Below are 14,007 nucleotides of genomic sequence, written 5' to 3'. Positions count from 1 at the left end.
GTAATGACCAGTACAGAAGATCAGACCGGTTGGACCTACCTCATGGACATGGACGGGGTTCTCGTCCACGAGGAGCACTTGATACCTGGAGCGGACACGTTCCTGGCAGAGCTGGCGTCGAACGACATCCCGTACATGGTGCTCACCAACAACTCCATCCGCACCCCGCGTGACCTGCGAGCACGCCTGCTCAATTCGGGACTCGACATCCCGGAGAAGTCGATCTGGACGTCAGCGCTCGCAACCGCGACGTTCCTGGCCAACCAGCGGCCGGGCGGCAGCGCCTACGTGGTCGGCGAATCGGGCCTGACCACTGCCCTGCACGACATCGGTTACGTCCTGACGGACAGCGACCCCGACTACGTCGTCCTCGGCGAGACGCGAACGTACTCCTTCGAGGCAATCACCACCGCCATTCGCCTGGTCGAGCGTGGATCGCGGTTCATCGCCACCAACCCGGACGCCACTGGACCGTCGCGAGACGGCTCGCTGCCGGCCACCGGCTCGGTCGCCGCTCTCATCACCAAGGCGACCGGACGCGATCCCTACTACGTCGGCAAGCCCAACGCCTTGATGATGCGCTCAGCCCTGCGGTCCATCGGCGCTCATTCCGCCAATACGTTGATGATCGGCGACCGCATGGACACCGACATCGTCTGTGGCCTCGAAGCCGGACTGCAGACGATTCTGGTGATGACCGGGATCTCGACCCGCGCGTCGGTAGAGCTCTATCCCTACCGCCCGACCATCGTCCTCGAGTCGGTCGCCGATCTTGTGGGAACAACAACCGATCCATTTCGTAGCAACACAAACAATTGATTCAAATTGCAAAACAAAACCGAAACTCGGTAATTAACTGGTAAAAAACAGCAGATTTGCCAGGTTCCGACTCGTCCGCTTTGTCCAACTGAACAAACCAACGGTTTTATTCGCACCAAACTTACAAACGAGTAGTTAGACGCAGGTCAAAGATCATTTCGACACCGAGTGACAGTTGGACTCCAGTCGTAAAATTGATTTTTCGAAAAGTGGTAACGAATCGTTTGCCGTGTCTGATACTCATGTCTGAATGGCCCCATTTCGGGTCCCAGACATGAAATGAGATTTTCATGAAGAAGCAGACCAAGGGTGCGATCGCTGCTGCGGCGGCCGGTGCCCTCCTCCTCGGCGGTGCCGGCTCGCTCGCAGTCTGGAGCGATTCGGCCGACGTCAGTGGCGGCGGGCCCGTCACGTCCGGCGCCCTCGACCTGAGCTCTTGCGCACCGGTCGGTGGCGGGTGGAACTCCCTCAACCCGACGAAGACCGCGATCACCAACAGCTCGGCTTACCGAATAGTCACCACCGAGAGCATCGAATACACCTGCGACGTCACTGTGACCGCAGTGGGCGATCGTCTCGCGGCTGTTCTGACCGCTGATACGGCCGGAATCGTTCCGGGTGCGAACAGCGCCGAGCTTGCCGCTGCTGTCGTGCCCGTGACGACAATCAAGGACACTGGCGGCAACCCGATTTCGCAGATCACCAAAGCCCAGAACGGAACGATCGTCCACGTCGGAGTCCGGCTGAACTTCAACGAGGTGGCCAATCAGGTCGCGCAGAACCAGTCGCTGAACTTGTCGGCGATGAAGTTGGTCGTCACTCAGACAGCACTGACACCGGCCCCGTAATTTCATGAGGAAAAAGGTCTGGGGAGCGATCGCAGTCGCGGTGGCTGCTGTAGCGGTGTTTGCATCGTCACAGCAGTCGCTCGCGCTGTGGTCCGATTCGGCGAGCGCGAATGGCGGTACGGCGACAGCCGCCAGCGTCAACCTCACGGTTGGTACATCTGCCGGAACCAGTGCGGCGTACACCCTGGCGAACTTGACGACGGCCGCGACGCCCGTTGTCCCGGGAAACACGGTGCAAGCACCGCTCACCGTCAAGAATTCGGGGACTGATCCTCTGCAATGGCGAATGCAGTCGACGACCGCACTTACGGGATTCACGTTGACCACGTACGGAGTCGCCAACGAAGGCGCCTGCCCTGCCGGCGTCAACACCGCGGCTCCGGCAGTGACCCCACTGACGTCCGGATCGATGAATGCATCGCTGCAGTACCCGGTTTCGCCGGCGTACATGCCGAGTCCGCTGGTCTCAGGCGGTACGTACATTCTGTGCTTGCGACTCACGGTAGGCGTCGGGGCGGTCTCAGGTGCAACAAGCACCACGACCTTGACCTTCCAGGCAGGTCCGGTATGACAAAACACTCCACGAAGCGCACCGATCGCACCGGCCCACTCTGGTGGATCACCTCTATCGTCAGTTGGACACTGCTGCTGGCAATTTCGGCAGTCATCGTCGCAACCATTGTCGTTCCCTTCTTTGCTGGAGCGCAGCGCTTCACGATTCTGACCGGTTCGATGCGCCCGACGTACAACCCTGGATCACTGGTAGTCGTCAAACCTGTCGATCCGTCCGAACTGGGGATCGGTACACCTATTACGTACCAGCTGGAATCGGGTCAGCCGACCGTCGTCACGCACCGGATCATCGCCACAAGTGAAAACCAGAAGGGTGAAAGAACTTTCATCACCCAGGGCGACGCGAACGGTGAGCCTGACGAGAAGGAAGTACGGCCGGTGCAGATCCGGGGAAAGGTCTGGTACAGCCTGCCTTATCTCGGTTACGTGAACACCTGGCTGACGGGAGAGCAGCGCACCGTGATCGTGGTGATCGTAGTGACCGCTCTACTGCTGTACGCGTCGTACATGATGATCAGCGGCATCCGTGACGGCCGGAAGGAGCGAGCTCGAGCCCGATTGGCTCCTGACCCTGCAACTTTCGCGCCCGCAGACTCCGCCCAGATCGAGAAAGGCCAGCACGATGCCCTCGCGCCCTGACCGTCCGGCCCATCGGATTCGTCACCTGTTGACCAGCACGCGCTTTCGCGCGCTGCTCGCTTTGGGGATGGTACTGGGTGTCGGCGGTGTCACTACACTCGCCGCCTGGACGTCTTCGGCGATTGCGACTTCGGGCAACATCACGACCGGGTCGATCAATCTGCAGTTGAACAGCATTGCCCAGCCCACCCTGACCAAGTCCCTGAATTTCAGTGAGCTTGGCAAGTCCGGAATGATTCCCGGTGATTCGAATACCGCTCTGATCAAGGTCAACAACCTCGGCACAGGGGCAACTGTCCCACTGAAGTACACCATCACGTCTACGAGTAGTGGTGCGTTGACGACCTCTCTACGAATGACGGTTTCCTCCAACGGAACTGTTGCCAACAAGTGCACTGACGGCGCCAACGTCGTGTCCTCGCTCGCGCTGACACTCACCGCGAATCAAGCCATCGGTAGCCCCGACCGCCCACTGGCGGTAGGGGCTACCGAGAATTTATGTGTCTCGGTGCAGCTTCCGACAACACCGACACCGCCGACGAACAGCACGTCGAACATCGTCCTGACCTTCACGGCAAAGGTGTGATGGCAATGGCTCGACACACGAAAAAACATGCAAAGGCCTCGATGCAGAACCGGGTACGGGAAGTCCTGCTCAGCCTGGGAGCCCTCGCAGGCTTGGTATCCATCATCATTTTCATCGCCGGTCTGGCTTTCGGTATCACCCCGCTGATCTTTCGGAGTGGATCGATGTCACCCACGATCGATACCGGTGCTCTCGCATTCGCGCGCACCGTGCCTGCTTCGGAAGTGCTGGTCGGTGACATCGTCAGCGTCTCCGACAGCCAAGGCACGCGCATCACCCATCGTGTGGAATCAATAGATCAGCAGGGCAACAACCTTGCCGTCGCACAACTGCGTGGTGATGCAAATCCGATCGCCGATCCCGATCCCTACGTCATCACCGAAGCCGATCGCGTCTTCTTCAGCATCAACCGCCTCGGATACGTGGCAGTCTGGCTGTCCGGACCGAGTGGGCTTGTGCTTGGTGCGATTGCCGTCGGCGGGCTCCTGTACATCGCGTTCCGTCGACGTGAGGCTTCCGACGCGGAGGAACCTCAGCGGGATCGTCAGGACATACGCGGCGACTCCCATGCCCTCAAGGCCATCGTCGCCTTGGCTACGGTCGGTCTCACGGTGGTCGGTGTGTCCCAGATCGGTGGTACCAAGGCGGGGTACACCGACACAGCCGCGGCAACAAGCATTCAGTTCGGCACTGCTGCAACCTTTCCCACGTCGCCAAGCACAGCCAGTTGCGCGGTGAATTTTGCGCTCGTTGTTCCGGTCGCAGTAACGATCACTTGGCCCGCGACTGTCGGAAGCTCATACCGCCTCATCGCTCGCGACGCCAGCGGAAACCTTTTGGGGTCGAACGACTACACCGCAACGTCTACTACAGGCTCCATGAGATACGGCTCGGGCGGTACAACAGTCGCGTTCCCGCTCATAGTCGGCACCTACAACATCGAAATCCATGGACTGAGCGGCACGTCGGTCACGCCGTCGTACTCCGGCTACCAATTCAGCATTCTCGTCGGCCTGCTCTACTCGTGTGGCGGTCCGATCAGCGGGACATCTGCTCTCAGTCGATCGGCAGCGCCGGCACTGGCGGCAGACGCTCCGAGCACTCCTACTACGGCCGTCACTTCCACGACCGCCTCATCCACCACGCCCACCACGACATTGGCGCCGGCTGTGACAACCACCAGCACAACTGCACCGTCGACAACCACCAGCACAACTGCACCGTCGACAACCACCTCGTCACAGACTACAACTACGCCGCCGCCCACAACGACAACGACAACGACAACGACAACGGTGCCACCAGTCACGACCACTCCGAGCGAGGCCCCCGTCGGCACCCCGGTGACCACGACCGGTCACAGTGCACAGAAGCTCTCGACTTCCACTGGAACCGTTGTGTCCGTGTCGAATTCATCAGGTACTGAAGTCTATCGAGGTACCGTCGACAGCGACGCTGTCCTGCATTGGCTCACCGGTACCGATCAGCTATACGTAATCACCCCTTCCGGAGTCACCGTCATCGACACGTCAACGGGAGTCTGGGCCGAATCTCCTGCCCCGAGCGAACTGCCGGACGAGATCAAGGCGCTGGTGCCGTGATGAGAAAGACAACGAAAGCTGCCATGGCAGTTGCCGCGGCCGGAGCCGTATTGCTCGGCGGTTCGGGCACATTGGCGAAGTGGACCGACAGTGCGACCCTGACAAGCGCCGCTGTCCAGTCCGGGACCCTGGATCTGGGAGCGTGCGTGACCACGAGCGGCGGGGGCTGGTATTCGCAGGTCTACGTCAACGCGCCCACCAATCCGAATCCACTCGTATATATCCCGGACATCACTACCTACCGGCTCAAGCCCGGATTCAACTACACGTATTTCTGCGATTCGAAGGTGATGGCCACCGGCCCACGTCTGAAAGCGAACGTGACAGTCGACAAGACCAAGTTGAGCGGCGGGCTCGCGGCCGCCAACATCGACCTTCGCACGTACGTCACGGATCAGAGCAACAATCTGCTGTACGACAGCACAGCACCGACGCCGAACCTCATCGCGGTCACGTCGGCCCTGAACAACACCAATCTGACGGCGCAGGTGTTGTTCACGATCTACCCCACCGACACGACAAGCTCAGGTCTCACACTGAATACGACGGCGTTGACGATCGACGTCAAACAACTGGGTCTCACGCCCGCACCGTAGAACGCCTTGCCGTCGGAAGTTCGAGGCAAGGCGCTCCAGCGATTCAGCCGAGTGCTCGCTTCAGATCAGCCAACAGATCAGCCGTGTCTTCGAGACCGACGGACAGACGGACAACGCCGTCTGTAAGACCCACTGCTGCACGGCCTTCCGGACCCATGGCCCGGTGCGTTGTCGTGGCGGGGTGAGTGATCAACGACTTGGAATCTCCCAAGTTGTTGGAGATGTCGATGACGCGCAGACCGTTGAGAACCTCGAACGCCCGCTTCTTGCCCTCTCCGTCAGGCGCATCGAGCTCGAACGTGACAACCGTTCCGCCACCGCTCATCTGAGACTTCGCGAGCTCGTGCTGCGGATGCGACGTCAGGTACGGATACTTGACCCACTTGACGCCGGAGTGTCCTTCGAGGAATTCGGCGATCTCGAGTGCCGAAGCCACGGAGTGCCGAATACGGACCGGCATCGTCTCCAGGCCCTTGAGCAGAGTCCACGCATTGAATGGACTGAGCGCAGGACCGGTGTGCCGCATCAGTTCTCGGACGGGACCGCTGATGTATTCCTCGGTACCGAGGATCGCGCCACCAAGCACGCGGCCCTGACCGTCGATGTGCTTGGTGCCGGAGTACACCACGACGTCGGCACCCAGATCGAGGCTGCGCTGCAGAAGCGGCGTCGCGAAGACGTTGTCCAGCAATACCTTTGCACCGGCTGCATGAGCAAGCTCCGACACCCGTCGAACGTCGACGAGAGATTGCATCGGGTTGGACGGAGTCTCGAAGAACACTGCCGTGGTAGGCACGGACAGCGCCTCTTCCCACTGCGCGTTGTCCTCACCGTCGACGAAAACAACCTCGACCCCCCAGCGCGGAAGGATCTCGTTGCACACCACGAAGCAGGATCCGAAGAGGCTGCGCGCGGCGACCAATCGGTCGCCGTTGGCCAACAGTGCGCCCAACGCCGTGAAGACTGCCGACATTCCGCTGGCCGTCGCAAAGCACGCTTCTGCACCTTCGATGAGACGCAGGCGCTCTTCGAACATCTTGACCGTCGGGTTGCCGTAGCGGGAGTAGACAAAATGATCCACCTCGCCGGTGAAGGCTTGTTCGGCGGCTTCTGCACTCTCGTAGACGAATCCGGAGTTGAGGAACAGCGCTTCGGAAGTCTCCTCGAACCCGGTACGCATCAGTCCGCCGCGAACTCCGAGAGTGCCGAGACCGACGTCGTCCGGCAGCGCTCGTTGAAATGCGCCACCCTGGGGAATTCCGCTCACTGCTGCCTCCATGGCAAGCCGATGGCCCGCCAACCTACAAGTCCGCGATGTCCGTCGGCACCCAATGCGCCTTCGAACCCGTCGAGCACGTTGTACGACGGGCCGATGCCCGCCGCAGTCGCAGCTTCCGCCGCACCGATGGAACGTTGTCCGGATCGACACAGGAAAATCACCGGACGCTCCGACCCGGAGGAATCAGCAGTGATGCCGGCTTCCTTCAACTGGTCGACGAAGTTGTCATTGCGCGCGCCGGTCGGGTGGCTCACCCATTCGATCAGTGCGGCCTGCTTGCCGAGGGAGGACACATCGGGGACACCGACGTACTTCCACTCCGCATCGGTCCGCACGTCGACCAGCACGGCGTCGGGGTTTTCGCGGAGCAGCTCCCAGGCTTGCTCCGGCGTCAGATCGCCTGCGTAACTCACGTAGTCCATGTTTTCACAAGACTGCCGTGAGCGCCTGAGCGGGCCGTCAGTTGCAGACGACCCAACGGTTGCCGTCACGGGTCAGGGCCCAGGTCGAGACTCGCTCGCCCGCTCCGCCACCGGTGATCGTCACGTCGGCCCGGGCGCGATCGCCGTTGACCACGACCCCGTCCACACCCTTCAGCTCGACCGTCCCGTCGACGCCGGCCATCGGACCGTTGCTCGAATTGAAGCTCGCGCAGGTCAGGGTCTTGATCGTCTCCGCGTCATTCCGATTCTCGGCATCGACGTAGTCGGTGACGGAGCGGCTCACGCGGTCCGACTCGGTGACGTTCTCCTCGGCCGGCGAGATCCACGATGCGACGAAGATTCCACCCAGGATCAAGGCGACGATGGCGACAGCCAAGAGGAACGGCCCCGCAGACGCCTTCTTGCCATCGATGTTGTCGGATTCGCGCAGCTCGTCACTCATAACGCCAATAGTCCCCCACAACTTGAAATTGTGGCCCGTCAAGGATCAGGCCCCTACCCCGGATACCCGAGACAACAGGAGAATGGGAGGAAAGAATAGGTTTACCCACAACCGATCGAGTGAGAGTGTGGATCCGTTCGGCCGCAACCGAGGCACTGTGCTTAGGTTCGGCTAAATTGGATACTTGTCGATATGTTGTCCGAACTTCGAAGAAGGTAGCTGTCCTCACGATGACTGACTCCAACCGCCCACTCCGGGTCGCGATCGTCGGCGCCGGCCCCGCCGGCATCTACGCCGCCGACGCCCTCATGAAATCCGACACCGCAGTTTCCGGCCGCGGCGTCAGCATCGACCTCTTCGAGCGCATGCCCGCGCCCTTCGGCCTGATTCGTTACGGCGTCGCGCCTGATCATCCGCGCATCAAGGGCATCATCACCGCCCTGCACAAGGTGCTCGACAAGCCTCAGGTACGCCTGCTCGGCAACATCGACTACGGCACCGACATCACCCTCGACGACCTGCAGTCGTTCTACGACGCGGTCATCTTCTCCACCGGCGCCAACGCCGACCGTGCGCTCGGCATCCCGGGTATCGAACTCGACGGCAGCTACGGCGCGGCCGACTTCGTCTCCTGGTACGACGGCCACCCCGACGTACCGCGTACGTGGCCGCTCGAAGCCGAGAAGGTCGCCGTCCTCGGCGTCGGCAACGTTGCGCTCGACATCGCCCGCGTTCTCGCCAAGACCGGCGACGAACTGCTGCCGACCGAGATCCCCGCCAACGTCTACGAGGGCCTCAAGAACAACAAGGCCGTCGAGGTTCACGTCTTCGGACGCCGCGGCCCGGCCCAGGCCAAGTTCACCCCTCTCGAACTGCGCGAACTCGACCACTCGCCGACCATCGAGGTCATCGTCGACCCCGAGGACATCGACTACGACGAGGGTTCCGAGCAGGCTCGCCGCAACTCCAAGCAGGTCGACATGGTTGCGAATACGCTGCAGGACTGGGCAATTCGCGACGTCGGAGCCCGTCCTCACAAGCTGTTCCTGCACTTCTTCGAATCTCCCACGGAGATCCTCGGTGAAGACGGCAAGGTCGTCGGCCTGCGCACCGAGCGCACTCAGCTCGACGGCACCGGCAACGTCAAGGGCACCGGCACGTACAAGGACTGGGATGTCCAGGCCGTGTACCGCGCCGTCGGTTACCTCTCGCAGAACATCACGCAGTTGCCGTTCGACGACCAGGCCGGCACCGTCCCCAACGACGCCGGACGCGTCGTCGCCGACGACAACGCCGAGGGCGCAGCCCGGTTCATGCCGGCCACCTACGTCACCGGCTGGATCAAGCGCGGCCCCGTCGGCCTCATCGGCCACACCAAGGGCGACGCCAACGAAACCGTCGCGAATCTTCTCGAGGATTCCGTCGACTTCGCGGGCGCCGCGAACCCCGACGAGAACGCAGTCATCGAGTTCCTCGAAGGCAAGCAGGTTCCGTACACGACCTGGCAGGGCTGGTACCGCCTCGACGCGCACGAGCGCAGCCTGGGCGAGCCCGAGGGCCGTGAGCGCATCAAGGTCGTCGAGCGTCACGACATGCTGAAGGCATCCGAGCCCGACCGCGCGAACTGAGTGCGCGGAAGTAACTGAACAGAAGCCCTCCACCGGCCCGACGCGACCCAGGTCACATCGGGCCGGTGGTGTGTGCAGGGACCCAGGGCAACAGGGCAAAATAGACCCCGTGTTTGACGCCCATGTGCATATCATCGACCCGCGCTTCCCGCTGGTCGAGAATCACGGGTACCTGCCTGAGCCCTTCACCGTGGCCGATTACCGGGCCCGGATTGCCTCGCTGAAGGGCCTCAGCGTTGACGGCGGCGCGGTGGTGACCGCGTCGTACCAGGGCAATGACCAGGAATACCTGAAAGCTGCCTTGTCCGAACTCGGCGAAGGCTGGGTGGGCGTCACTGCTTTGCCGCTCGATGCGACGGATGAAGACATCGTTGCCCTGGACGCACTGGGAGTACGTGCCGTCCGGTTCAACCTGCGCCGCGGCGCCACCGACCTGCGTCTGCTCGCCGATCTCGCCAACCGCGCATTCGATCTGGTCGGCTGGCACGCCGAGTTCTACGTCGATGCCACGCTGTTGCTGTCGTTGGAACCGGTCTTCGCCAAATTGCCCGCGGTGAGCATCGACCACTTGGGAATGTCCACCCGCGGACTGCCGTATCTCCTCAACCTCGTCGACCGCGGAGTGCGCGTCAAAGCCACCGGGTTCGGCCGCACCACCATCTCCGACGTCAGCGATGTGCTGCGCCAGATCCACGCGGTCAATCCCGCTGCGCTGATGTTCGGCACCGATCTACCCGGTACACGGGCACGTCGAGCGTTCGAGGTCCACGACCTGGACGTGATCGCCGACGCTGTCGGCGACGACCTGCCCGCGGTCATGTGCGACAACGCCCGCTCCTGGTACCGCTGCGCTCAGGTGAACGCAACGGCTCCCAGCCACAGCCCCGCCGCGATCAGCGCTCCGAACAGTTCCACCAGCATGGACAATCCGACTGCCTTCACCGCGTGAAGCGTCGACGACCAAGCGATGTCGTAACGGCGCAGCCGCGCTAGTTCCGCGAAATACGTTCCAACGATGAATCCGAGGAACAACCCCACGACCGGAATCACGAAGAACCCGATGATGCCGACGACGCCGCCGACCACCACCGACAGGTTGGGCACTCCCCCGGACTTCATCCGCTTGCCCGGCCACGTGTACTTCACGATCCCGGTGACCACCAGTGCCAGCGTGGACAGCGCGAACACCGTCCACGCCGTGGCACCACCGGTCATGATCGCCCACACCAGAATTGCACCGAAAACGAGAAGCGTCCCCGGGAGAATCGGAACGACGACACCGATCAGACCGACCAGGATGACCAGCCCGACGAGGACCTCGGCCGCTGGACTCATCCGACGGGACGCACCTTCGACGCAGCCTCGCGAGCACGGTCGCGTGCAGTAGGCACATCGGCGGCCGTCGACACTGCAACACCCATGCGACGACGCGTGAAGCTCTCCGGCTTGCCGAAGAGCCGCAGGTCCGTCTCGGGAAACGCGAGCGCCTCGGCGACGCCGTCGAATCCGATCCCCTTTGCCTCCACTCCGCCGTAGATCACTGCCGATGCTCCTGGAGACGTGAGCGTCGTGTCGACCGGCAAGCCCAGGATCGCGCGGGCATGCAGTTCGAACTCCGAAAGTCGCTGCGTCCGCAGAGTCACCAATCCGGTGTCGTGCGGCCGTGGGCTCACTTCGGAGAAGAAGACGTCGTCGCCCTTCACGAATAGCTCGACGCCGAAGATGCCTCGCCCGCCCAGAGCCGTGGTCACCTTCTCGGCGACGTCTCGGGCCGAGGCGAGGGCAACCGCGGACATCTGCTGCGGCTGCCACGATTCGATGTAGTCTCCGGCCTCCTGCAGGTGCCCGATCGGTTCGCAGAACGACGTCTCGACCTGACCGCTCTCACCGACGGCTCGAACTGTCAATTGCGTTATCTCGTAATCGAAATCGACAAAGCCTTCGACGATCACCCGGCCGTGATTCACACGACCTCCGGCCATCGCGTAATCCCATGCGGCGTCGAGATCTTCGGCGGATCGAACCGTCGACTGTCCCTTCCCCGACGAGGACATGACTGGCTTGATGACGCACGGGAAACCGATTCGGTCTGTCGCTGCCTGCACTTCGGCAAGCGAGTCCGCGAAAGCGTACGGCGAAGTGGGCAGGCCCAACTCCTCGGCCGCGAGCCGACGGATTCCCTCACGGTTCATCGTGAGCTGGGTGGCTCGGGCGGTCGGAATGACCACCGCACCCCCGCGTTCTTCGACGAGTGCAAGCGCATCCGTCGCGATGGCCTCGATCTCGGGAACCACGAAGTGAGGCTTTTCCAACTCGATGACGGCAAGCAGTGCTTCCGGATCGGTCATGTCGACGGTATGAGCACGATGAGCCACCTGGTGCCCAGGGGCATCGGGATACCGATCCACCGCAATCACTTCGACGCCCAGACGCTGCAGCGCGATGACAACTTCCTTACCCAACTCGCCTGATCCCAACATCATCACGCGGATGGAGTTCTCGGTCAGTGGGGTTCCGAATCGGAGCGGAAGCGTCGGCAGGGGCGAAGGCGTCGAATCAAGCTGCATGGGTGCGACTATATGCCAATCCCGATGCAGGTCAGCGCGGTTATCGGCCGTCCACCACACCTTCGCGGCCAAATCCTCGCCGGATCGTTCGGGGTAGCGCAGGTTTGCGATAGGTGCGGGTGGCAGTGTCCGGCTCGGAATTCCGTTGCGGCACGGTGTCGTTGCCGACGCGGTGCACTTTCACGAGGTTGCGCCCAGCACGCTTGGCGTCGTACAGAGCCTCGTCTGCGACGCTCATGAGGGTCGACAGCGCCGGCGTCGCATGATCGACCCACGCGACGCCGACGCTGACGGTGCTCGTCACATCTGATTCGGCCGAGTACTCGACTTGCGCGCCGCGGACCGCCTCGGCGACATCGATTGCTCGCGCGTAGCTGCAGTCCGGAAGCAGAACGGCGAACTCCTCGCCGCCGAGCCTTCCGATCAGATCGCCGTCCGACAATCGGTCAGCGGCCCGCTCGGCAAAGTTCGCGAGAACGCTGTCACCGGTCATATGTCCATGCGTGTCGTTGATGCTCTTGAAGTGGTCCAGGTCGAGCATCAGCAGGCCGACCGGAGATTGTGTGCGAGCCGCGTCGGCAAGTTCCGCTTCCGCGTGGCCGAGGAACGCACCGCGCGAGAGGACCCCGGTCAGATGGTCGAATTCGACGGCAAGGAAGAGCTCACGCTCGGCAGCACGGCGTTCCTCGGTCGCACAGGCAACCGCTATCGGCCCCAACGCGATCAGCGTGACCGCTATGGATGTGATGACGTCCTCGTTCCACGTCGAGGCGGCTTGATCTCCGATGTCGAGTCGACCGCTACCCGCCATCATGAGTGACCACACCGACCAGACCACTGAAACGAAGGCAGTGCTCGGAACCGAGATGCGAGTGGCACACCAGAGGAGAGCTGGAATCGGCAAGACCAGCGCAATCGGCCCTTCGATACTGAGGGCGATCGGCACGCAGGCTGCAGTGGCGAGTAGCGGAACGCTCAGAGCGGCGACAGTTCTGGCGGTCAGTTTCCTGCGGAACTCGGCAAGGCTCGACGGGATGGTGAGAGTGAGAATGAGAGGAAGGACCAGCAGGTACGCCATGACCTCGGTGGCACCCCAGTGGAAAAACGTGTCGGCAAAGGACTGACCGCGTAAGAGCCGGTCCAAGGCGCCGGCCGTGGCCGCGGTACCAGTCGCCGCGACGAACGAGACAAAGACCATCCATACCAGCGACTGCGAATCGACCAATCGGAACGGTGTGCGCTTCAAGTAGTACAGAACGAGAACACCGAGCGTCACTCCGGCGAGGTTGGCCCCGTTCAGCTGCAGGGCAAGCGACAGCGAGTTGCCCGTAATCAGGTCAGCGCAGACGTATCCGACGGCCGCGGCGATCCACGTCCGCCATTCGATCAGGACCGGCCATCTGACCATCATTCCCAGCAGAATGGCGTTGGCGCACCAGAATGTCGCGAGCAAACCTGGTGGGCGCGTGAGGATGCCGATCAACGATGCCGCAAGTACAACGGCCAGCACTAGGAGAAGGCGCAGAAAGCGACTCGTCCCTATCACGCGTCACCTCGCGGTCGGCTACCTCTGAATTCGGGAGCACCGGACGTCGCGGTGACCGTATGCCGATGTCGTCGAACCATCGTACGCAGGTGCTGCCACTCGCAGTTCTGTGTTCACATGCCAAAACGGCAGCTGCGACCATCTCCGCAAACGCGAGTGCCCTCCGGCCACGACAGTGGACAGAGGGCACCTGCATGCAATCCGATCGGCAGAGCCGAATGGACCTGCCGGAAGGGATGACTAATCGGCGGATCCGCTGGACAGACCCGAGAGTGAACCGGTGGACGAGCCCTCGCCCTTGCCGGACAGCGATTCGGTGGGAACGGACTTGAGGAAAGCTCCGAGCGCGGTGAGCAGGGGTCCGAGGGTGCTGAGTGATCCGAACATAGGAGGTTCTCCTGTATGTGAGGTGGTGTGATGTTCCAGCGCCATTCCGGCCG

Annotated in this window: 16 protein-coding genes; 9 read left to right on the top strand and 7 right to left on the bottom strand. The window is 62.2% G+C overall.

The genetic code is table 11. The annotated features are described in order from the left end of the window. Positions 1 to 3 precede the first annotated feature (3 nt). The 7 genes from M0639_RS07200 to M0639_RS07170 all read left to right on the top strand — a co-directional run bounded on the left by M0639_RS07200 (position 4) and on the right by M0639_RS07170 (position 5,662). Entirely contained in the window at positions 4 to 819 is an 816-nt protein-coding gene (locus tag M0639_RS07200; protein WP_003944345.1) for an HAD-IIA family hydrolase, read from the top strand. Between the two features lie 290 nt (positions 820 to 1,109). Beyond that, positions 1,110 to 1,667 carry an alternate-type signal peptide domain-containing protein gene (locus M0639_RS07195; RefSeq protein ID WP_064074666.1) on the top strand — a complete coding sequence of 186 codons (558 nt, stop codon included), beginning with the start codon at positions 1,110 to 1,112 and terminating at the stop codon, positions 1,665 to 1,667. Positions 1,668 to 1,671: 4 nt separating this feature from the next. Further along, positions 1,672 to 2,238, top strand: coding sequence for a hypothetical protein (locus M0639_RS07190; RefSeq protein WP_064074665.1), 567 nt, complete (start codon positions 1,672 to 1,674; stop codon positions 2,236 to 2,238). Continuing rightward, positions 2,235 to 2,879: a signal peptidase I gene (locus M0639_RS07185; RefSeq protein WP_063314823.1), complete on the top strand. Its 645-nt coding sequence runs from the start codon at positions 2,235 to 2,237 to the stop codon at positions 2,877 to 2,879. The genes M0639_RS07190 and M0639_RS07185 overlap by 4 nt, the downstream gene beginning before the upstream one ends. Positions 2,880 to 2,907: 28 nt before the next feature. Further along, complete coding sequence (locus M0639_RS07180; protein ID WP_197486183.1) at positions 2,908 to 3,465, top strand: SipW-dependent-type signal peptide-containing protein; 558 nt, start codon at positions 2,908 to 2,910, stop codon at positions 3,463 to 3,465. 5 nt (positions 3,466 to 3,470) lie between these two features. Further along, positions 3,471 to 5,066: a signal peptidase I gene (locus M0639_RS07175; protein ID WP_197486182.1), complete on the top strand. Its 1,596-nt coding sequence runs from the start codon at positions 3,471 to 3,473 to the stop codon at positions 5,064 to 5,066. Then, entirely contained in the window at positions 5,066 to 5,662 is a 597-nt protein-coding gene (locus tag M0639_RS07170; protein WP_047269470.1) for an alternate-type signal peptide domain-containing protein, read from the top strand. The genes M0639_RS07175 and M0639_RS07170 overlap by 1 nt, the downstream gene beginning before the upstream one ends. 43 nt (positions 5,663 to 5,705) lie before the next feature. Here M0639_RS07170 and M0639_RS07165 read toward each other — a convergent pair whose 3' ends face one another. Genes M0639_RS07165 through M0639_RS07155 form a run of 3 tightly spaced genes read right to left on the bottom strand, consistent with a single transcriptional unit; the run spans position 5,706 to position 7,826 of the window. After that, the gene (locus M0639_RS07165; RefSeq protein WP_197486181.1) at positions 5,706 to 6,929 is read right to left on the bottom strand and encodes an O-succinylhomoserine sulfhydrylase; all 1,224 of its coding nucleotides are present in this window, start codon (positions 6,927 to 6,929) and stop codon (positions 5,706 to 5,708) included. Beyond that, positions 6,926 to 7,354, bottom strand: a complete 429-nt coding sequence (locus M0639_RS07160; RefSeq protein ID WP_007726822.1) for a rhodanese-like domain-containing protein — start codon at positions 7,352 to 7,354, stop codon at positions 6,926 to 6,928. The genes M0639_RS07165 and M0639_RS07160 overlap by 4 nt, the downstream gene beginning before the upstream one ends. A gap of 46 nt (positions 7,355 to 7,400) precedes the next feature. Next, positions 7,401 to 7,826 carry an Rv0361 family membrane protein gene (locus M0639_RS07155; protein ID WP_064074662.1) on the bottom strand — a complete coding sequence of 142 codons (426 nt, stop codon included), beginning with the start codon at positions 7,824 to 7,826 and terminating at the stop codon, positions 7,401 to 7,403. Positions 7,827 to 8,056: 230 nt separating this feature from the next. Between M0639_RS07155 and M0639_RS07150 the strand changes: the two genes are divergently transcribed. Continuing rightward, on the top strand, positions 8,057 to 9,454 hold the full coding sequence (locus tag M0639_RS07150; protein WP_003944405.1) for an FAD-dependent oxidoreductase: 1,398 nt from the start codon (positions 8,057 to 8,059) through the stop codon (positions 9,452 to 9,454). A 109-nt stretch (positions 9,455 to 9,563) separates the two neighbouring features. Continuing rightward, positions 9,564 to 10,403, top strand: a complete 840-nt coding sequence (locus M0639_RS07145; protein WP_223304639.1) for an amidohydrolase family protein — start codon at positions 9,564 to 9,566, stop codon at positions 10,401 to 10,403. On the opposite strand, the gene M0639_RS07140 is transcribed toward M0639_RS07145, so the two are convergent. The 4 genes from M0639_RS07140 to M0639_RS07125 all read right to left on the bottom strand — a co-directional run bounded on the left by M0639_RS07140 (position 10,307) and on the right by M0639_RS07125 (position 13,954). Then, positions 10,307 to 10,789, bottom strand: a complete 483-nt coding sequence (locus tag M0639_RS07140) for a DUF456 domain-containing protein (protein ID WP_007726816.1) — start codon at positions 10,787 to 10,789, stop codon at positions 10,307 to 10,309. The two genes, M0639_RS07145 and M0639_RS07140, sit on opposite strands and share 97 nt — an antisense overlap. Beyond that, positions 10,786 to 12,021, bottom strand: a complete 1,236-nt coding sequence (purT, locus tag M0639_RS07135; RefSeq protein ID WP_064074660.1) for a formate-dependent phosphoribosylglycinamide formyltransferase — start codon at positions 12,019 to 12,021, stop codon at positions 10,786 to 10,788. Before purT ends, M0639_RS07140 begins: the two co-directional genes overlap by 4 nt. A gap of 40 nt (positions 12,022 to 12,061) precedes the next feature. After that, complete coding sequence (locus M0639_RS07130; protein WP_231915014.1) at positions 12,062 to 13,567, bottom strand: GGDEF domain-containing protein; 1,506 nt, start codon at positions 13,565 to 13,567, stop codon at positions 12,062 to 12,064. A gap of 240 nt (positions 13,568 to 13,807) precedes the next feature. After that, positions 13,808 to 13,954, bottom strand: a complete 147-nt coding sequence (locus M0639_RS07125) for a hypothetical protein (RefSeq protein ID WP_197486180.1) — start codon at positions 13,952 to 13,954, stop codon at positions 13,808 to 13,810. Positions 13,955 to 14,007: the final 53 nt, after the last annotated feature.

This window comes from Rhodococcus qingshengii JCM 15477, from assembly GCF_023221595.1.
Lineage (GTDB): Bacteria > Actinomycetota > Actinomycetes > Mycobacteriales > Mycobacteriaceae > Rhodococcus_F > Rhodococcus_F qingshengii.
The sequence above is the reverse complement of the archived record's forward strand: the minus strand, read 5'-3'. Positions and strand labels throughout refer to the sequence as shown.